The sequence below is a fragment of the Streptomyces sp. SX-6 genome, from assembly GCF_059089585.1.
The window spans coordinates 1-14591 of sequence record NZ_JBTHHU010000042.1; the positions used below are offsets into that span (position 1 = coordinate 1).

A 14591-nucleotide genomic window follows, 5' to 3' on the forward strand; every position below is an offset into this window, starting at 1 on the left:
CACCACCTCCGCCACCATCGGCAACGCCGTCAGGGAAACAACCCACGCCCTACAGCAACTTGACCACACCATCCCACCAGGCCTCATCAAAGCCACCACCGCACACGACCTCGCCCAGCTCACCGGACAAGCCGCCATCCCCACACCACACACGTGACCAGACCAGCACCTAATTAATCGACGCGCTCTTCGTTACGTTCAAATGCCAGGCCCTGCCCCTTTTGTCACGTCACCTACTCACCGCCGACGCATCGTCAACTTCCTTGGGCAGGCCCCACAGTCCCGCGAACGGCACGTTCCTGGCACAGCGGCGACTGGCGGGAAACCGGCAGGCCAGTGACCTAATTTGATCACTACTAGTGACCGCACCGGAACCCTAAGGTGAAACCGTGGCCCGCGGTGCGCGCGGGATGTGATCAGAGAGGGATGGACAAGGGTGACGGTCAAGATCGTCGAGGGCAGTGGCGTCGCGTTGTGCCCGCAGGGCTGGTACGCGCTCTACGAGCACGAGGACTTCAACACTAAGGAGCAAGGCCGCGTCCTGCTCTCCGACCAGACGCTCGGTGACGTACGGGCCTTCGGCTTCGACGGCCACGTCCTGTCGGTGGTGAACCACACTGAACAGAGCATGGCCCTGCACGTCGAGGCCGACTCCAAGGGCTTCGCCGCCCAGGTGGGCCCGAGGGACGAGCTTCGGTCCATCGCCGAGAAGGACACCCGGGAGATCGACGGCCTGGGGAACATCGTGGGCGAGTCCCGCAACAAGCTGGGCCCGGTGCTCAAGAACCGGACGGCCTCCATACGCATCTTCCCGCTCGGCTCCGACGCCGCACAGGTGATCCGCAAGCTGCCCGTCGAGGAAGGCACTTACATCCTCACGAACATCGGCAGCGGCAAGGTGCTGGACATCCTGGGCAAGGAACAGGACAACGGGGCGAACGTCGGCCAGTACACCCGCCACGGCGGACCGAACCAGCAGTGGACGTTCACGCCCGTACGACGTGACTACGCGCGCAACAACCCGGCGTACAACGTCACCGGCGAGTACGAGATCGCTTCCAAGGCGAGCGGAAAGCTCCTGGATGTCGACGGCGCGGCCCTGCAGGACACCGCGAACATCCGGCAGTGGGAGCGCACCGACGGCTCCAACCAGCGCTGGTGGGTCACCCCGATCGGCAACGGCGTCTTCGTGATCAGCAGCGTCCGCAGCGGCAAGGCCATGGACGTCACCGGCGGCTCCAAGGACAACAGCGCCAACGTGCAGCAGTACACGTTCAATGACACCGACGCGCAGAAGTGGCGGATGGAGCGCGTCTGATCGCGCTCATCACAACCGGTGTGGGGGCGGACCGCGCCCGCCCCCACACCGGCTCCGAAACATCACCAGGGCTTCGGAGACGTGTACTTCGGGTTTGGTTTCCGGGCCGGAGCCTCAGCCGTTGGCCAGGGTGCGGCCGAGAAGGGGCAGCAGGCGGTCCCAATGGCGCTGCAATGCGGCCGAGTTGAAGGCGTCGGTGTCGGACATGGTGAAGCCGTGGATGGTGCCGGGGTAGATCTCTGAGGTGTAGCTGACACCTGCGGCATCCAGGGCCTGGTTGAGCTCGCCGAGGGCCTCGGGTGTCATGTCGCCTTCGGCGTGACCCAGGTGGACCTGGGCGGTGAGCTTGGAGAAGAGGTTGGGCCCATCGACACCCACGGGGCCGTGGAATGCGGCGACGGCGGCCACCTGGCCGGGGTGGGCCGCGGCGGTGCGCATCGCCAGGAGGCCTCCTATGCAGTAGCCGGTCACCGCGACCGGTCCGGCGCTGACCTCGGGCTGGGTGGTGAGGAACCTGAGGTAGGCGTCGGCGTCGCTCACGGCACGTTCGGCGGTGTGCGCCTCGATCAAGGGCATCAGCTGGGCGAAGACCGCGGGCCGGGCCTCTTCCCCGATGTACTCGGGAAGTTCGATCACCGGTGCCGGGCCGTGCCGGTAGAAGAAGTTGGGGACGAGCACGAAGTACCCGTGCCCGGCCAGTTCGAGGGCCATCTCCCGCAGCACGGGCCGGATGCCGAAGCCGTCCGCGTACATCAGCACCCCCGGGTGCCGCCCGCCACCGTCGGGGAAGGCGGCGAACGCGTCGGCCTGGCCGTCCGCGGTGGGAATCTGCAGCATCTTGGTGGGCATGAACTCTCCTGTCGTGGTTGATGTGTCGAGCTTGTGATCAACACGACGGAGGTGGAGCCCGCGCGGCAGCACCAGCCCCTCGGCCCATCAACGGGCCGGCACCGGCCCGTACGGCGCTCAGGAGAGCACCGGGTCGCCAATCCGTGTGTGGCGCAATGCCGTCCCGGTAGTCATGGCTGCACAACATAGCCCACCGGATGAAGCCGCTGCCAGCCCCTATCTCCCAGTGCTGGGCGCGAGAATGATCTCGGTCAACACCTCGGAATCCTGAACTCGAGCCCCTCAGCCGATCGACACCCCGTACGCCGACAGCGGCTGGGTCACCGGCTGGTAGTAAGTGCTGCCGCCGGTGGTGCAGTCGCCGCTGCCGCCCACGGTCAGGCCCAGTGCCGTATCGCCGTCGAAGAGCGGGCCGCCGCTGTCCCCGGGTTCGGCGCAGAGGTCGGTCTCGATCAGGCCGTAGAGCGTGCCCTCCTGGTACTGGATGGTCGCGTTCAGCCCGGTGACCGTCCCCGCGTGCACTCCGCTGCCGCTGCCGCTGCGCTGCACTCTCTCGCCCACAGTGGCATCCGCCGCGCGGGAGACGGTCTGCGCCGATCCGTTGTAGAGGTTGATCTCACTCGGGTGTTCGATGCCCGGGTTGTACTTCACGATCCCGTAGTCGCTGCCCGGAAAGACGCTCCCGGCCGTGACCCCGATCTCCCGGCCGCCGCTGTCGTACACGACGGTGCCGACGGCGCCCAGGCAGTGCCCGGCGGTCAGGAAGTACGGGGTGCCGTCGCCGGCGACCACGTTGAAGCCCACCGAGCAGCCCCTGCCGACGGCATCACCGCCACGCATGTACGGTCTGAACTGCCCTTTCGTACGCCGCACTTCGACCCTGTCGCCGCCGAATGCCCGGGCCGCCGTGACGAGTTCCACGAACCGGGCGCCGGTGACCGTTCGGTCGGCGGTCACCACTACTCGCCCGGCCGCAGGATCGACCGCCCACGCCGTACCCGGCGTCCCGGCCTTGGCTCTCAGCGCATCACCGACCGCCTGGAGCCGGGCGTACGAGACGGCCGGCGACGGCCGGACCGGGGATCCGACGGCGCCGGGCAGGGCGAGAACCGCCGCGAGGGCGGTGACCACGATGGCTGTCATTCGGATGATCGGGCGCCGCTTGTCCATCTTGCCTCCCGTGGGTGTCTGGACCGCACAGCACGCTGAGCGCCATGTTCCGGCGCACGGCGGCGAGTTGCACCCCCGAAGGCGGCGCTATTTTCGGGTGCGCGCCCGCCCCGGCCACCGGCAGAATGCCCTGACGACAGCACCATCAGCCAAAGGGGGCAGGATTGGCCAGCCCGCAACTCCCCGGATGCCTGATCCTCTCGGGCGCACCCGGCGCAGGAAAGACGACCGTCTCGCGACTCGTCGCGGAGCGGTTCCCGCGGTCGGCCCGCATCGCCGGGGACGACGTCGCGGACATGATCGTCAACGGTCGCGTCAGCGTCGTACGGCTGCCCGAGCCGGAGGCGCAACGCCAACTCCTGCTCCGCGCCCGCAACATCTGCACGCTGGCCCGCAACTTCGCCGACGAGGGCTTCGTGCCGGTGCTCGACCACGTTGTCCCGGACCGGGGCGTGCTGGACTTCATGGTCGGCCTTCTCGCGCCTCACCCCGTCCTGTTCGTCGTCCTCGCGCCGCCTCTCGAGGTGTGCCGGCACCGCAATGCCACGCGTCGCGCCGTGGAGCGCGTCGACTACGACTTCGGCCCGCTCGACCGCTCCATGCGCGCGGAGCTGGGCGGAGTCGGGTGGTGGCTGGACACCGCCGAGCTCTCCCCCGAGGAGACCGCTGACGTGATCGCGCACCACGCCCCCGGTCGGGCCGTGGTGTCGCCTCGCTGACGAACGTGCATTATCAGCCACCCACAGCGGGGAGATATCGGCTCAATCCAGCCAGAAATAGCGGATCATCACGACATACCGGACCTACCACCTGGCCGGAATCCAACAGACCCCCTCCCCTCCGTTCGACCAACATCATCTGACGCTGCTTCACTTGCCGGTCCGAAAGCCCATACGAAAGGACCCGGCCGGATGTCGACCGCAGTGCCCCAGCAGCAGCCGGACGAGCCCGGACAGGCAACCGCCGCAGGCCGGGCGCAGCTCAGCCTGGGGATCGCCGCCGCGCGGAACCTGGCGACGACCACCAAGAGCGTGCCGCAGATGCAGGGCATCAGCTCGCGGTGGCTGCTGCGGATGCTGCCGTGGGTGGAGGTCAAGGGCGGTACGTACCGGGTCAACCGGCGCCTGGCGTACGAGGTCGGCGACGGCCGGGTGACGTTCGTCCAGGAGGGGGCCACGGTCCGGGTCGTCCCCGCCGAGCTGGGCGAACTGCCGCTGCTGCGCGGCTTCGACGACACTGACGTACTGCGGGCCCTGGCCGAGCGGTGCGAGCAGCGGGCGTACGAGCCGGGCCAGGTCATAGCCGAGCAGGGGCGGGACCTCGACCACGTCCACCTCATCGCGCACGGCAAGGTGGAGAAGCTCGTCTCCGGGAAGTACGACGCCGACGCCCGGCGCGGCGTCCTGTCCGACGGCGGGTTCTTCGGCGCGCGGGTGGTGGCCGAGGAGCCGGGTGCGTGGGAGTTCACGGCGCGGGCGATGACGGCATGCACGGTGCTGTCGCTGCCCCGGCGGGCGTACGAGGAAGTGGCCGGGCGGCACGAGCGGTTGCGGGCACACGTCCGGCACCGCCAGGCCGAGAAGGCGCGGCCGCAGAACAGGAAGGGCGAGGCGGACATCTCCCTCGCCGCCGGCCACGCGGGCGAGCCCGTCCTGCCCGGAACGTTCGTCGACTACGAACTGAGCCCGCGCGAGTACGAGTTGAGCGTCGTGCAGACGATCCTGCGGGTGCACAGCCGGGTCGCGGACCTCTACAACGACCCGATGGACCAGGTCGAGCAGCAGCTCCGCCTGACCATCGAGGCACTGCGCGAGCGCCAGGAGTCCGAGCTGGTCAACAACCCCGACTTCGGGCTGCTGCACAACGCGGACTACAGCCAGCGCATTTCGACCCACTCCGGTCCGCCCACCCCGGACGACATGGACGAACTGCTCAGCATGCGGCGCGGGACGAAGGCGTTCTTCGCGCACCCCAAGGCCATCGCCGCGTTCGGCCGTGAGTGCAACAAGCGGGGGCTCGCCTTCGACCGTGTCGACGTGGGCGGTCACCAGGTTCCCGCCTGGCGGGGCGTGCCGCTGCTCCCCTGCGGCAAGATCCGGGTCTCGGACGAGGGCACGACCTCGATCCTGGCGATGCGCCTGGGCGAGTCCGAGCAGGGCGTCGTCGGCCTGCGGCAGACGGGCATCCCCGATGAGTACGAGCCGGGCCTGAACGTCCGGTTCATGGGCATCAACGAGCAGGCGATCATCTCCTACCTGGTCAGCACCTACCACTCGGCGGCCGTCCTCGTACCCGACGCGCTCGGTGTCCTCGACAACGTCGAGGTCTTCCACTCGCCGTCCTAGAGGAGAACTGGTGTCACTGCTGACCCGGATGACCGCGCCCGCCGCCCACCACGAGGTGGCGCGGCTCGTGGCAACGTTGCTGCAGCCCGTAACCACCCGGGCGTTCCCCACCGGACCGACCGGGCTGGGCACCTCCGCCGCCCGTATCACCGCCCGCGTCACCGCGCGAAAGCCCGCCGCCGGCAACGGCGTTCCGGAGCTGTACTGCCCGCCCGCGCTCCGCGACGACCGGGCGCTCGGCGAGGAGGTCAACGCGCGCCTGGTGGAGTGGGCCGAGGGCGTCGGCCTCTACGCCGGACGGCTCGACCGCGTCAGGGCCGCCGACTTCGGACGGCTGATGATGCTGGCCCACCCCGACACCGACGACCCGGACCGGCTGCTGGCCGCCGGGAAGTGCGCGCTGGCGGAGTGGGCCACCGACGACTACTACTGCGACGACCCGGCCTCCGCCCCCGAACGCCTCGGCGGCCACCTCGGTCTCGCCTACACCGCGATCGACCCGTCCCACCTCCCCGTCGGCTACGCGCCCGCCGGGGAGAAGGCCCTGCGCGACGACCCCGTACGCGTCGCCCTCCGCTCCGGGCTCACTCACCTCGCCCGGTACGCGGACTGGTCCCAAGCGGCCCGGCTGCGCCACGAAGTCGCGGTGCTGTTCGTGGGCTACGCCCAGGAGGGCTCCTGGCGCTCCCAGGGACGTATGCCCACCGTCCCCGAGTACCTGGCGCACCGTCAGATCAATGCCTTCCTCCCCTGCATCGCCCTGACCGACGTGGTGGGCGGCTACGCGCTGCCCGCCGCCGAGTACGGCGATCCGCGGGTGCGCCGCGCCGTGACGATGGCGTCCACGGCCTCCACACTCGTCAACGACCTGTACTCGATGGCCAAGGAACACGACTCCTCCGGCATGGAGTTCAACCTGCCCACCGTGATCGCCCACGAGGAGCGGTGCTCACTGCGCGAGGCGGTCGAGCGGAGCGTGGCGATCCACGACGAGCTGGTACGCACCTTCGAGGCCGAGTCCGCGGCCCTCGCCCTCACCGGTTCCCCTCAGCTGCGCCGCTTCCTCGCGGGGGTGTGGGCCTGGCTCGGCGGCAGCCGCGCATGGCACGCGGGCAGCCCCCGCTACAACGCCGCCTGACCTCCATGTTCATGTACGTAAGGAGCTCCACCATGTCCGCCCCCGTCCTGCGCACGGCGTACCAGAAGTCCGTCGCCGAGTACTGGAACAACGAGAAGGACCCGGTCAACCTGCGCCTGGGCGACGTCGACGGCCTCTACCACCACCACTACGGCCTCGGCGACTACGACCCCGCCGTCCTCGAAGGCCCCGCCGACACCCGCGACGCCCGCATCATCGAGGAACTGCACCGCCTCGAGTCGGCCCAGTCCGACGTCCTCCTCGACCACCTCGGCCCCATCACCCCCGAGCACCGCCTCCTCGACGCAGGCTGCGGCCGGGGCGGCAGCAGCATCATGGCCAACGCGCGTTTCGGCTGCCAGGTCGACGGCGTGTCCATTTCCGAGCAGCAGGTCGAGTTCGCCAACGGCCAGGCCCGCAAGCGGGGCGTGGACGACAAGGTGCGTTACCACTTCCGCAACATGCTCGACACGGGCCTGCCCACCGGCGCCTTCCAGGGCGCATGGAACAACGAATCCACCATGTACGTCGACCTGTTCGACCTCTTCGCCGAACACGCCCGCCAGCTCGCCTTCGGCGGCCGCTACGTCGTCATCACCGGCTGCTCCAACGACGTGACGGGCGGCCGTTCCAAGGCGGTCAGCCGCATCGACGAGCACTACACGTGCAACATCCACCCGCGCAGCGCCTACTTCAAGGCCATGGCCGCCAACGGCCTCGTCCCGATGAACGTCGTGGACCTCACGGCCGCGACCATCCCCTACTGGGAGCTGCGTGCCCAGTCCTCCCTCGCCACCGGCGTCGAAGACCCCTTCCTCACCGCGTACAAGGAAGGCAGCTTCCACTACCTCCTCATCGCCGCCGACCGCATCTGACCGGCCACCCCCGGCGAGAGACGCTCTCGCCGGGGCCCGCCGCTCCAGAACGTAGAAGCACACTTCTACTAACTGCACTTCTATATCCGTGAGCACTCTGCGCAAGCAGAGCTGCACAGTAAGTAGCCGTTGCAGTGGCGAGCCCCCACGGCTTCGCGTTACACCGGAGGTGGAGGTGAGCGCTCATGCCTCGGCACCTGCACCACTGGCACCACCGGTACCTGCCCCGGGACCGGCTGGCGTTCGTCGCTGCCGTGGTGCTGCCGCTCGCCGTGTGCGCGGTGCTCGTGCCGTTCCGGACGGGCATGTCGAACACGAACGCCGCGCTGGTCCTGGTCGTCGCCGTGGTCGCCGTGGCGGCGCTCGGCAACCGGGTTGCCGGTGTGGTGACGGCGCTGTTCGCGGCGATCTGGTTCGACTTCTTCCTCACGCGCCCGTACGAGCAGCTCACCATCACCAGGGCCTCGGACATCACCACGTCCGTACTGCTTCTGGTCGTGGGCGTGGTGGTGTCCCAACTCGCCGCGCGGGCACGGAAGATGAAGGTGATCGCGGTCACCCATGACGCGTACCTGCGGCGGATCCACCACACCGCGCGCCTGGCCGAGTCGGCCACCGGGCCCGAGGACGTGATCGAGCACGTCCAACAGCAGCTGACGGAACTGCTCACCCTGCGGGGCTGCCGGTTCGAGTACGGCTCGCTGATGGGGCATCCCCCGCGCCTGCGCGAGGACGGCACGGTCACCTGGGGGCGCCGGGTGTGGGACGCGGACCGGCAGGGGTTGCCGGACGAGGAAGTGGAGTTGCGGGTGATGCACAACGGGCGCTTCCACGGCCGGTTCATGCTCCGGCCCACCCCGGGCGCGGTGCCGCCGCTCGCCGCCCGGCTGGTCGCGGTGACGCTGGCCGACCAGGCGGGGACGGCGCTCGGCAACTCCGGGCGGGCGTGAACGTCACTCCGTCCGCAGACCGTCCGGTCGCGTCATGCACCACAGGGCCGGGAGGCCCGCGAGCGTCACCAGGGCGATCACGGCCGCGCCCGCGCCCGTGAGGGGCAGGAAGACCAGCCAGTCCTTGACCCGGGCGTTGACCAGCCGGGTCATCGTCCAGCCGAGGCCGAGACCGCCCGCGACGGCCAGGGGCATCCCCAGGAGCACGGGGATGGCGGTCTGCCACAGCACCGACCAGCCGAGGGTGCTGCGCCGCGTACCGAAGGCGACGAGGGCCGAGAAGTGGCGCTTGCGCTCGCGGAGTTGGTCGAGGGTGGAGACGACCATGCCGACGCCGATCAGGCCTAGGGTGAGGACCGAGGCGACGAGGATGCCGCGCCGGACCGAGGCGTAGCGGTCGTCCACCACCGCGCCGGTCAGCTCGGTCACCGCCGTCGTCGGGTCGATGGCGGACGCGGTGTTGCGGACGCGCTCCGCGGCATCGCGGTCGGCGCCGTCGAGGCGCAGCATGACGACGGCCCGGGAGGGTCCCAGCAGCGCGGGGTCGATCGCGCCGGGAGTGGCCAGGATGCCGTGGCGGACCTCGCCGAGCGGGTCCGTGCGGGCCTCGGTCTCGCGGGCCGAGGCGGGGACGGTCCACTGCGGGAGCCTCCCGTCTTCGTCAGCGCCCGCGTCGCCGATGCCGAGCCTGGTGCCGGGCTTCATCTTGGCCGTGCCGACGGCGGGATCGGGGTCGGCGCTGTAGAAGACGTCGCCGTCCTTGCAGGTGCCGATGCGGGCGAGTTCGCGCAGGGTGGTGCAGTCGGCGATGCTGATGCGGGTGCCCCCGCTCGCGGCGTCGGGGCGGTTGCCGTAGGCCTCGACCACGCCGAGGGCGGTGGTCACGCCGCGCGTCTCGCGGAACCGGTCCGCCGCCGCAACGGCCGCGGAGCCCGACGAGGCGGGGAAGGACGCGCGCACCTGGGCGCGGGCGGGGTCCTGGCCCGTGGGCTTCTCGAAGTCGCCCTGCGTACCGGAGAGGAGCATCTGCACGGCGGTGGCCGCGGCCACCGCGACGGTGATGCCGCTGACGGCGCGGACGGCCGAGCCGCTGTGCAACTGGAGCCTGCGCGTGGCCAGTTGCCACGACAGGTTGCCCCCGCCGCCCAAGCGGCGTACGAACGCCTCGACAGCCCAGGGCAGCAGCGCGGTGACGCCGATCAGCAACAGCCCGGCGCCCGTGGCGATCTGGGCGGTGTCGAGCGTGCGGTCGTTCCGCTCGATCGAGCCGTAGTACGGCAGCAGCAGCGCGAGGCCCGCGGCCGGGATCAGCAGCCGCCACCACAGACGGCGGCGCCCGGTGGCGGTGTTGCGTACGAGGCCGAGCGGTTCGATGGTGATGCCGCGCAGCGCGAACAGCGTCACGACGACGGCACCGACGGGGACGGCGAGGGCGATCAGCGCCGCCAGCCAGGGGTCGGGCGTCAGATCGGCGGCGAAGACGCTGGTGCCGTGGATGGCGACGTCCTCGGCGATGCCCCGGGCCAGGAGGAAGAACCCCGCCCCGGCCGCGAGGCCGAGCACCGCGCCGCACAGCGCCTCGCCCGCCGCGATCCGCCGGATCATGTGTACGTCCGCGCCGACGAGCCGCAGCGCGGCGAGCCGCCGGTCGCGGCGTTCGCCGCCGGTCCGTACGGCGCCCGCGACGAGCACCGCGAGCGGTACCAGCAGGGCGACGGAGCCGAGCACGGTCAGCAGGATGATCACGGCGCTGATCGCGTCGCGCGCGGCGCCGACGCCCCACGTGTCCGATCGCCAGCCCTTGACGCCCGGCTTCAGGGCGTCGCTTCCGGCGTAGTACGTGAGCTCGTCGGGGCCGATGAGGCCCTGGTCCCCGATCGTGCCGACGACGCGGTAGGGCAGCCGCTCGCGCAGCAGCTTCCCGTCACCGTCGCCGGAACGCAGCAGTGCGGCGAGGGCGGGGGACGCCACCATCTCGCCGGGACGCGGGTACGCGGACAGGCCGGGCGGCAGCGGGGCCTCGGGCCCTTCGGGGTGCACGAGCCGACCCCGTACCCCGGCGCCGCGGAAGACCGTGTCGCTGGTGGCGAGGAGCAGCGTGCCGCTGCCCTTCTCGACGCGGTTGTTGAACTGGTAGCTCTCGCGGGCCACTCCGCGTTCGCTGCGGTTGGCCAGCATCTGCGGCACCGCCGCGGCGATCAGCAGCAACGCCACGGACAGGCCGACGCCCACGGCGGTGAGCACGGTGCGCAGCACGCTGTCGCGGCCGCCCTTGACAGTGAGTTGCGCGCCCAGGGAGAGGTCGCGGAACCAGGTCCTCACAGGGCGCCCGCCATGTCGCGCACCCGGCCGTCGCGGACGACGACCTCGCGGTCGGAGTACGCGGCCACACGCGCCTCGTGGGTGACCAGGACGACGGCGGCACGGGTCTCCCGTGCCGCGTCGGTGAGGAGCTGCATCACACGCTCGCCGTTGAGTGAGTCGAGGGCGCCGGTCGGCTCGTCCGCGAAGACCACGCGCGGGCCGGTGACCAACGCGCGGGCCACGGCGACCCGTTGGCCCTGGCCGCCGGATATCTGGCCGGGCCGGTGGTGCCGTACGTCCGCCACCTCGAGCCGCTCCAGCCAGGCGAGGGCGCGGACCTCGGCCTCCTTGCGGCCGGCGCCGGTCAGGCGCAGCGGCAGGGCGGCGTTCTCGAGGCAGGTCAGCTCGGGCACGAGTTGGCCGAACTGGAAGACGAAGCCGAACTCGCTGCGCCGCAGGGCGCTGCGCCCGGCGTCGGACAGGAGGGCCAGGTCACGTCCGTCGTAGGTCACCGTGCCGGTGTCGGGCGGCACGATGCCGGCGAGGCAGTGCAGCAGTGTCGACTTGCCGGAGCCGGACGGGCCCATGACGGCCACGACCTCGCCGGGGTGGATGGAGAAGTCCGCGCCGTCGAGCGCGGGCGTCCGGCCGTAGGTCTTGTGCGCGTCCGTCGCGGTCAGGAGGGCGCCGGCGGGGGTCATGCGGTCACCTCCTGCCTGAGCTGCTCGAGCCGGGCGGCGGTCAGTTCCAGCCAGCGCAGGTCGGCTTCGAGGTGGAACAGGGCGTGGTCGCAGATGAGCTGGTCGGCGAGGTCACCGGTGCGCTTGCGCTCGGTGAGCCCGCGCATCAGCCGCAGATGCTCGGAGCGCTGGGCGTCCAGCAGGCGGCCCGCGTCGCGGCCGCTGAGGAGGGAGAGGACGACCTTGGTGTAGAGCGTCGACTGGAGGTACGGCTCGGGCTTCTCGGGCTGCGCCAGCCAGCGCTCGACGTCGGTGATCCCGGCGTCAGTGATCGCGTAGCGCTTGCGGTCCGGGCCGTCGCCGTGCTCTATGCCGTCGACCTCGACGAGACCGTTCTTCAGCAGGCGGGACATGGTCGAGTAGACCTGCCCGTAGTGCAGGGGGCGGTCATGGCCGAAGCGCTGGTCGAAGGTCCGCTTGAGGTCGTAGCCATGGCGGGGGCCCGATTCCAGCAGGCCGAGCAGCGTGTGTCCGATAGACATGCGGGCCATACTACATCCCGTGTATACACGCGATGTATACACGGGATGTAGTGCTCAACGGGTCAGCGGATCAGCGGGTCAGCCGATCAGCGCCCCGCGTCGCGGATGAGGGCACGCACCAGCCGGCACGTGGTCGCGGACGGGGTGTGCACCCCGATCTGCTCGGCGGCGGTGCGTATCCTCCGGTCCGTCGCCCGCTCCGGGCCGTAGACGCCGGAGTGGAGCAGGGCGATGGCGAGGCGCATGGCCTTGAGCTGACGGTTGTGCGACTCGTACCAGTGGCGCGGGTGCCCGGCGGGCAGGCGCTTCTTCGGCAGGGTGGGCAGGCTCGGCAGGTTCGGAAGCGGGGTTGCGGTCACGGCCATCGGCATCCTCCAGAGGTGTCGTGCGGCCTTGTTCGACTGTCTCCATTTTACGACGGGGCACTGACAATCGCCCCAGCTCAGACGGCAATTGACAGTGGTGCGCGATACGGTGTGGCGCATGGAGATCTGGATCAATCCGGCCTGTTCGAAGTGCCGTTCCGCAGTGCACCTGCTCGACGCCGAGGGCGCCGACTACACCGTCCGCCGCTACCTCGAGGACGTGCCGGGCCCCGAGGAGATCCGCGCGGTGCTCGACCGGCTCGGCCTCGAGCCGTGGGACATCACGCGCACACAGGAGGCGGCGGCGAAGGAGCTCGGCCTCAAGGACTGGCCGCGCGACGCCACCGCGCGCGACCGCTGGATCAAGGCGCTCGCCGAGCACCCGAAGCTGATCCAGCGGCCGATCATCACCGCGGACGACGGCTCGGCGCTGGTGGCCCGCACGGACGAGGCGGTGCGGGAGGCGCTTTCGCGGTCGGGGAGTTGACGGTTTACGGCACGACCAGTCCCCACTCGACGGCCCTCGGGATAAACAGGGGAGTTCCCCGTGTTCGAATGCGAGGCCCGGGATCGGCGGGTAGCGTCGCGGGGGTGAAGCTGGTGGTGCAGGTGAAGCTGCTGCCGACACCGTTGCAGGCGGCGGCACTTGAGGCGACCCTGCGTGCCTGCAACAAGGCGGCCACCTGGGCCAGTCAGGTCGCCTTCGAACAGGGCGTGAAGAACAACTTCGCGCTGCGCAGGCTCGCATATGACACGGTGAAGGCGCGGTGGGGGCTGGGGGCGCAGGCGGCCCAGCATGTGATCAAGAAGACGTGTGACGCGTACACTGCGCTCAAGGCGAACCTGAGGGCCGGGAACCTGGGCAGGCCGGGCTCGGAACGCTACCGCCGGGCGGTGGAGAAGCCGGTCGTCTTCCGCCTGGAGGGGGCGCAGCCGTACGACGACCGGATGCTGTCCTGGCAGGTCGCTGAGCGGCGGGTGTCCATCTGGACGGTCGACGGGCGGGTCAAGGGTGTGGTGTTCACGGCGTCGCCCGGGCAGCTGGCCGCGCTGGCGTTGTACCGCAGGGGTGAGTCCGATCTGGTCTGCCGGGACGGTATGTGGTTCCTGCTGGCCACCTGCGAGGTGCCCGAAAACGAGCTGAACACCGATCCGGTGGACTTCCTCGGCGTCGACCTGGGCATTGTCAACATCGCCACCACCAGCGATGGCGAGATCATGGCCGGGCGTGAGCTCAACCGCGGCCGGGTGCGGGAGCGGAAGCTGCGGGCCAAGCTGCAGAAGAAGAACACCCCGTCCGCCAGGCGCAGGCTGAACAAGCGCAGGCGCAAGGAGGCGCGGCGGGCGCGGGACATCAACCACAAGATCGCGAAACATGTGGTGGCCGAGGCTGAACGCACCGGTCGCGGGATCGCCCTGGAAGACCTGACGGGCATCCGCGAGCGGGTACGGCTTCACAAGCCCCAACGGGCCACCCTGCACTCCTGGGCGTTCCACCAGCTCGGGCAGTTCATCGCGTACAAGGCCCGCAGAGCGGGGGTACCGGTGGTCTACGTCGATCCGGCGTACACCTCCCGTACCTGCGCCGAGTGCGGGCACATCGACAAGGCGAACCGGGTCTCACAGGCGTGGTTCGCGTGCCGGTCCTGCGGCGTCGTTGCGCACGCGGACCGGAACGGCTCCCGCAACATCCGCGCCCGTGCGCGGGAGTTGTGGCGACGCGGGGCCCCGTCAACGGCCCCTGCCCCACCACCGTCCCAGCGGCGCGGGGCTGGACGCAAACGCAGCATCACCGCCAGTGATGCCCGTTGTGCAAGCCCGTCACTCTCAGCGACGGTGTAGTTGACCTTCCCCAAGGCGTAAGGGGTTATTACCGAGGGTCAGCGTCAGGCCCCCGACAAAGGACTGCTCACCGGCCGCCGATCATGTTTCAATAGGGGACATGGCCAGCCACCAGAACTCCGCGAAGGGTCGCTACGACCTCGAGCCTTTCTGGCCTTCTCGCCAGCATCACGATTTCGACCGGGTGTGTTGTCGCGCGTACCTTCCCGCGCA

At 70.2% G+C, this 14591-nt stretch carries 14 protein-coding genes; 8 read left to right on the forward strand and 6 right to left on the reverse strand.

Annotated features, from left to right (window positions below):
• Positions 1 to 436 precede the first annotated feature (436 nt).
• A complete protein-coding gene (locus tag ACV530_RS32490) occupies positions 437 to 1318 on the forward strand; it encodes an RICIN domain-containing protein (RefSeq protein ID WP_494336275.1) in 882 nt (293 codons plus the stop codon).
• Positions 1319 to 1432: 114 nt separating this feature from the next.
• Here ACV530_RS32490 and ACV530_RS32495 read toward each other — a convergent pair whose 3' ends face one another.
• Positions 1433 to 2167 (reverse strand): dienelactone hydrolase family protein, encoded by a 735-nt coding sequence (locus ACV530_RS32495; RefSeq protein ID WP_494336276.1) that lies wholly within the window; start codon positions 2165 to 2167, stop codon positions 1433 to 1435.
• A gap of 282 nt (positions 2168 to 2449) precedes the next feature.
• On the reverse strand, positions 2450 to 3310 hold the full coding sequence (locus tag ACV530_RS32500; protein ID WP_494336277.1) for a S1 family peptidase: 861 nt from the start codon (positions 3308 to 3310) through the stop codon (positions 2450 to 2452).
• A 191-nt stretch (positions 3311 to 3501) separates the two neighbouring features.
• On the opposite strand from ACV530_RS32500, the gene ACV530_RS32505 reads away from it, so the two are divergent.
• The 5 genes from ACV530_RS32505 (at position 3502) to ACV530_RS32525 (ending at position 8645) form a co-directional block, all read left to right on the forward strand.
• Positions 3502 to 4056, forward strand: coding sequence for an AAA family ATPase (locus tag ACV530_RS32505; protein WP_494336278.1), 555 nt, complete (start codon positions 3502 to 3504; stop codon positions 4054 to 4056).
• 192 nt (positions 4057 to 4248) lie between these two features.
• Entirely contained in the window at positions 4249 to 5682 is a 1434-nt protein-coding gene (locus ACV530_RS32510; protein ID WP_494336279.1) for a family 2B encapsulin nanocompartment shell protein, read from the forward strand.
• A 10-nt stretch (positions 5683 to 5692) separates the two neighbouring features.
• Entirely contained in the window at positions 5693 to 6820 is a 1128-nt protein-coding gene (locus ACV530_RS32515; protein WP_494336280.1) for a family 2 encapsulin nanocompartment cargo protein terpene cyclase, read from the forward strand.
• A 32-nt stretch (positions 6821 to 6852) separates the two neighbouring features.
• Entirely contained in the window at positions 6853 to 7695 is an 843-nt protein-coding gene (locus tag ACV530_RS32520) for a geranyl diphosphate 2-C-methyltransferase (protein ID WP_494336281.1), read from the forward strand.
• Between the two features lie 185 nt (positions 7696 to 7880).
• The gene (locus ACV530_RS32525) at positions 7881 to 8645 is read left to right on the forward strand and encodes a DUF4118 domain-containing protein (RefSeq protein WP_494336282.1); all 765 of its coding nucleotides are present in this window, start codon (positions 7881 to 7883) and stop codon (positions 8643 to 8645) included.
• 3 nt (positions 8646 to 8648) lie between these two features.
• On the opposite strand, the gene ACV530_RS32530 is transcribed toward ACV530_RS32525, so the two are convergent.
• The 4 genes from ACV530_RS32530 to ACV530_RS32545 form a co-directional block, all read right to left on the reverse strand.
• On the reverse strand, positions 8649 to 10967 hold the full coding sequence (locus ACV530_RS32530; protein WP_494336283.1) for an FtsX-like permease family protein: 2319 nt from the start codon (positions 10965 to 10967) through the stop codon (positions 8649 to 8651).
• Entirely contained in the window at positions 10964 to 11650 is a 687-nt protein-coding gene (locus ACV530_RS32535) for an ABC transporter ATP-binding protein (RefSeq protein WP_494336284.1), read from the reverse strand. The genes ACV530_RS32530 and ACV530_RS32535 overlap by 4 nt, the downstream gene beginning before the upstream one ends.
• Positions 11647 to 12171, reverse strand: coding sequence for a PadR family transcriptional regulator (locus ACV530_RS32540; RefSeq protein WP_494336285.1), 525 nt, complete (start codon positions 12169 to 12171; stop codon positions 11647 to 11649). Before ACV530_RS32540 ends, ACV530_RS32535 begins: the two co-directional genes overlap by 4 nt.
• Positions 12172 to 12257: 86 nt before the next feature.
• Positions 12258 to 12536 (reverse strand): hypothetical protein, encoded by a 279-nt coding sequence (locus tag ACV530_RS32545; RefSeq protein ID WP_494336286.1) that lies wholly within the window; start codon positions 12534 to 12536, stop codon positions 12258 to 12260.
• A 118-nt stretch (positions 12537 to 12654) separates the two neighbouring features.
• Between ACV530_RS32545 and ACV530_RS32550 the strand changes: the two genes are divergently transcribed.
• Positions 12655 to 13023, forward strand: coding sequence for an arsenate reductase family protein (locus ACV530_RS32550; RefSeq protein ID WP_494336287.1), 369 nt, complete (start codon positions 12655 to 12657; stop codon positions 13021 to 13023).
• A gap of 104 nt (positions 13024 to 13127) precedes the next feature.
• Positions 13128 to 14378 carry an RNA-guided endonuclease InsQ/TnpB family protein gene (locus ACV530_RS32555; RefSeq protein ID WP_494336288.1) on the forward strand — a complete coding sequence of 417 codons (1251 nt, stop codon included), beginning with the start codon at positions 13128 to 13130 and terminating at the stop codon, positions 14376 to 14378.
• Positions 14379 to 14591: the final 213 nt, after the last annotated feature.

Coding starts and splice junctions, on each gene's coding strand:
- ACV530_RS32525 (WP_494336282.1), top strand. CDS start 7,881: ATGCCTCGGCACCTGCACCACTGGCACCACCGGTACCTGCCCCGGGAC.
- ACV530_RS32540 (WP_494336285.1), bottom strand. CDS start 12,171: ATGTCTATCGGACACACGCTGCTCGGCCTGCTGGAATCGGGCCCCCGC.
- ACV530_RS32510 (WP_494336279.1), top strand. CDS start 4,249: ATGTCGACCGCAGTGCCCCAGCAGCAGCCGGACGAGCCCGGACAGGCA.
- ACV530_RS32520 (WP_494336281.1), top strand. CDS start 6,853: ATGTCCGCCCCCGTCCTGCGCACGGCGTACCAGAAGTCCGTCGCCGAG.
- ACV530_RS32535 (WP_494336284.1), bottom strand. CDS start 11,650: ATGACCCCCGCCGGCGCCCTCCTGACCGCGACGGACGCGCACAAGACC.
- ACV530_RS32500 (WP_494336277.1), bottom strand. CDS start 3,310: ATGACAGCCATCGTGGTCACCGCCCTCGCGGCGGTTCTCGCCCTGCCC.
- ACV530_RS32545 (WP_494336286.1), bottom strand. CDS start 12,536: ATGGCCGTGACCGCAACCCCGCTTCCGAACCTGCCGAGCCTGCCCACC.
- ACV530_RS32550 (WP_494336287.1), top strand. CDS start 12,655: ATGGAGATCTGGATCAATCCGGCCTGTTCGAAGTGCCGTTCCGCAGTG.
- ACV530_RS32495 (WP_494336276.1), bottom strand. CDS start 2,167: ATGCCCACCAAGATGCTGCAGATTCCCACCGCGGACGGCCAGGCCGAC.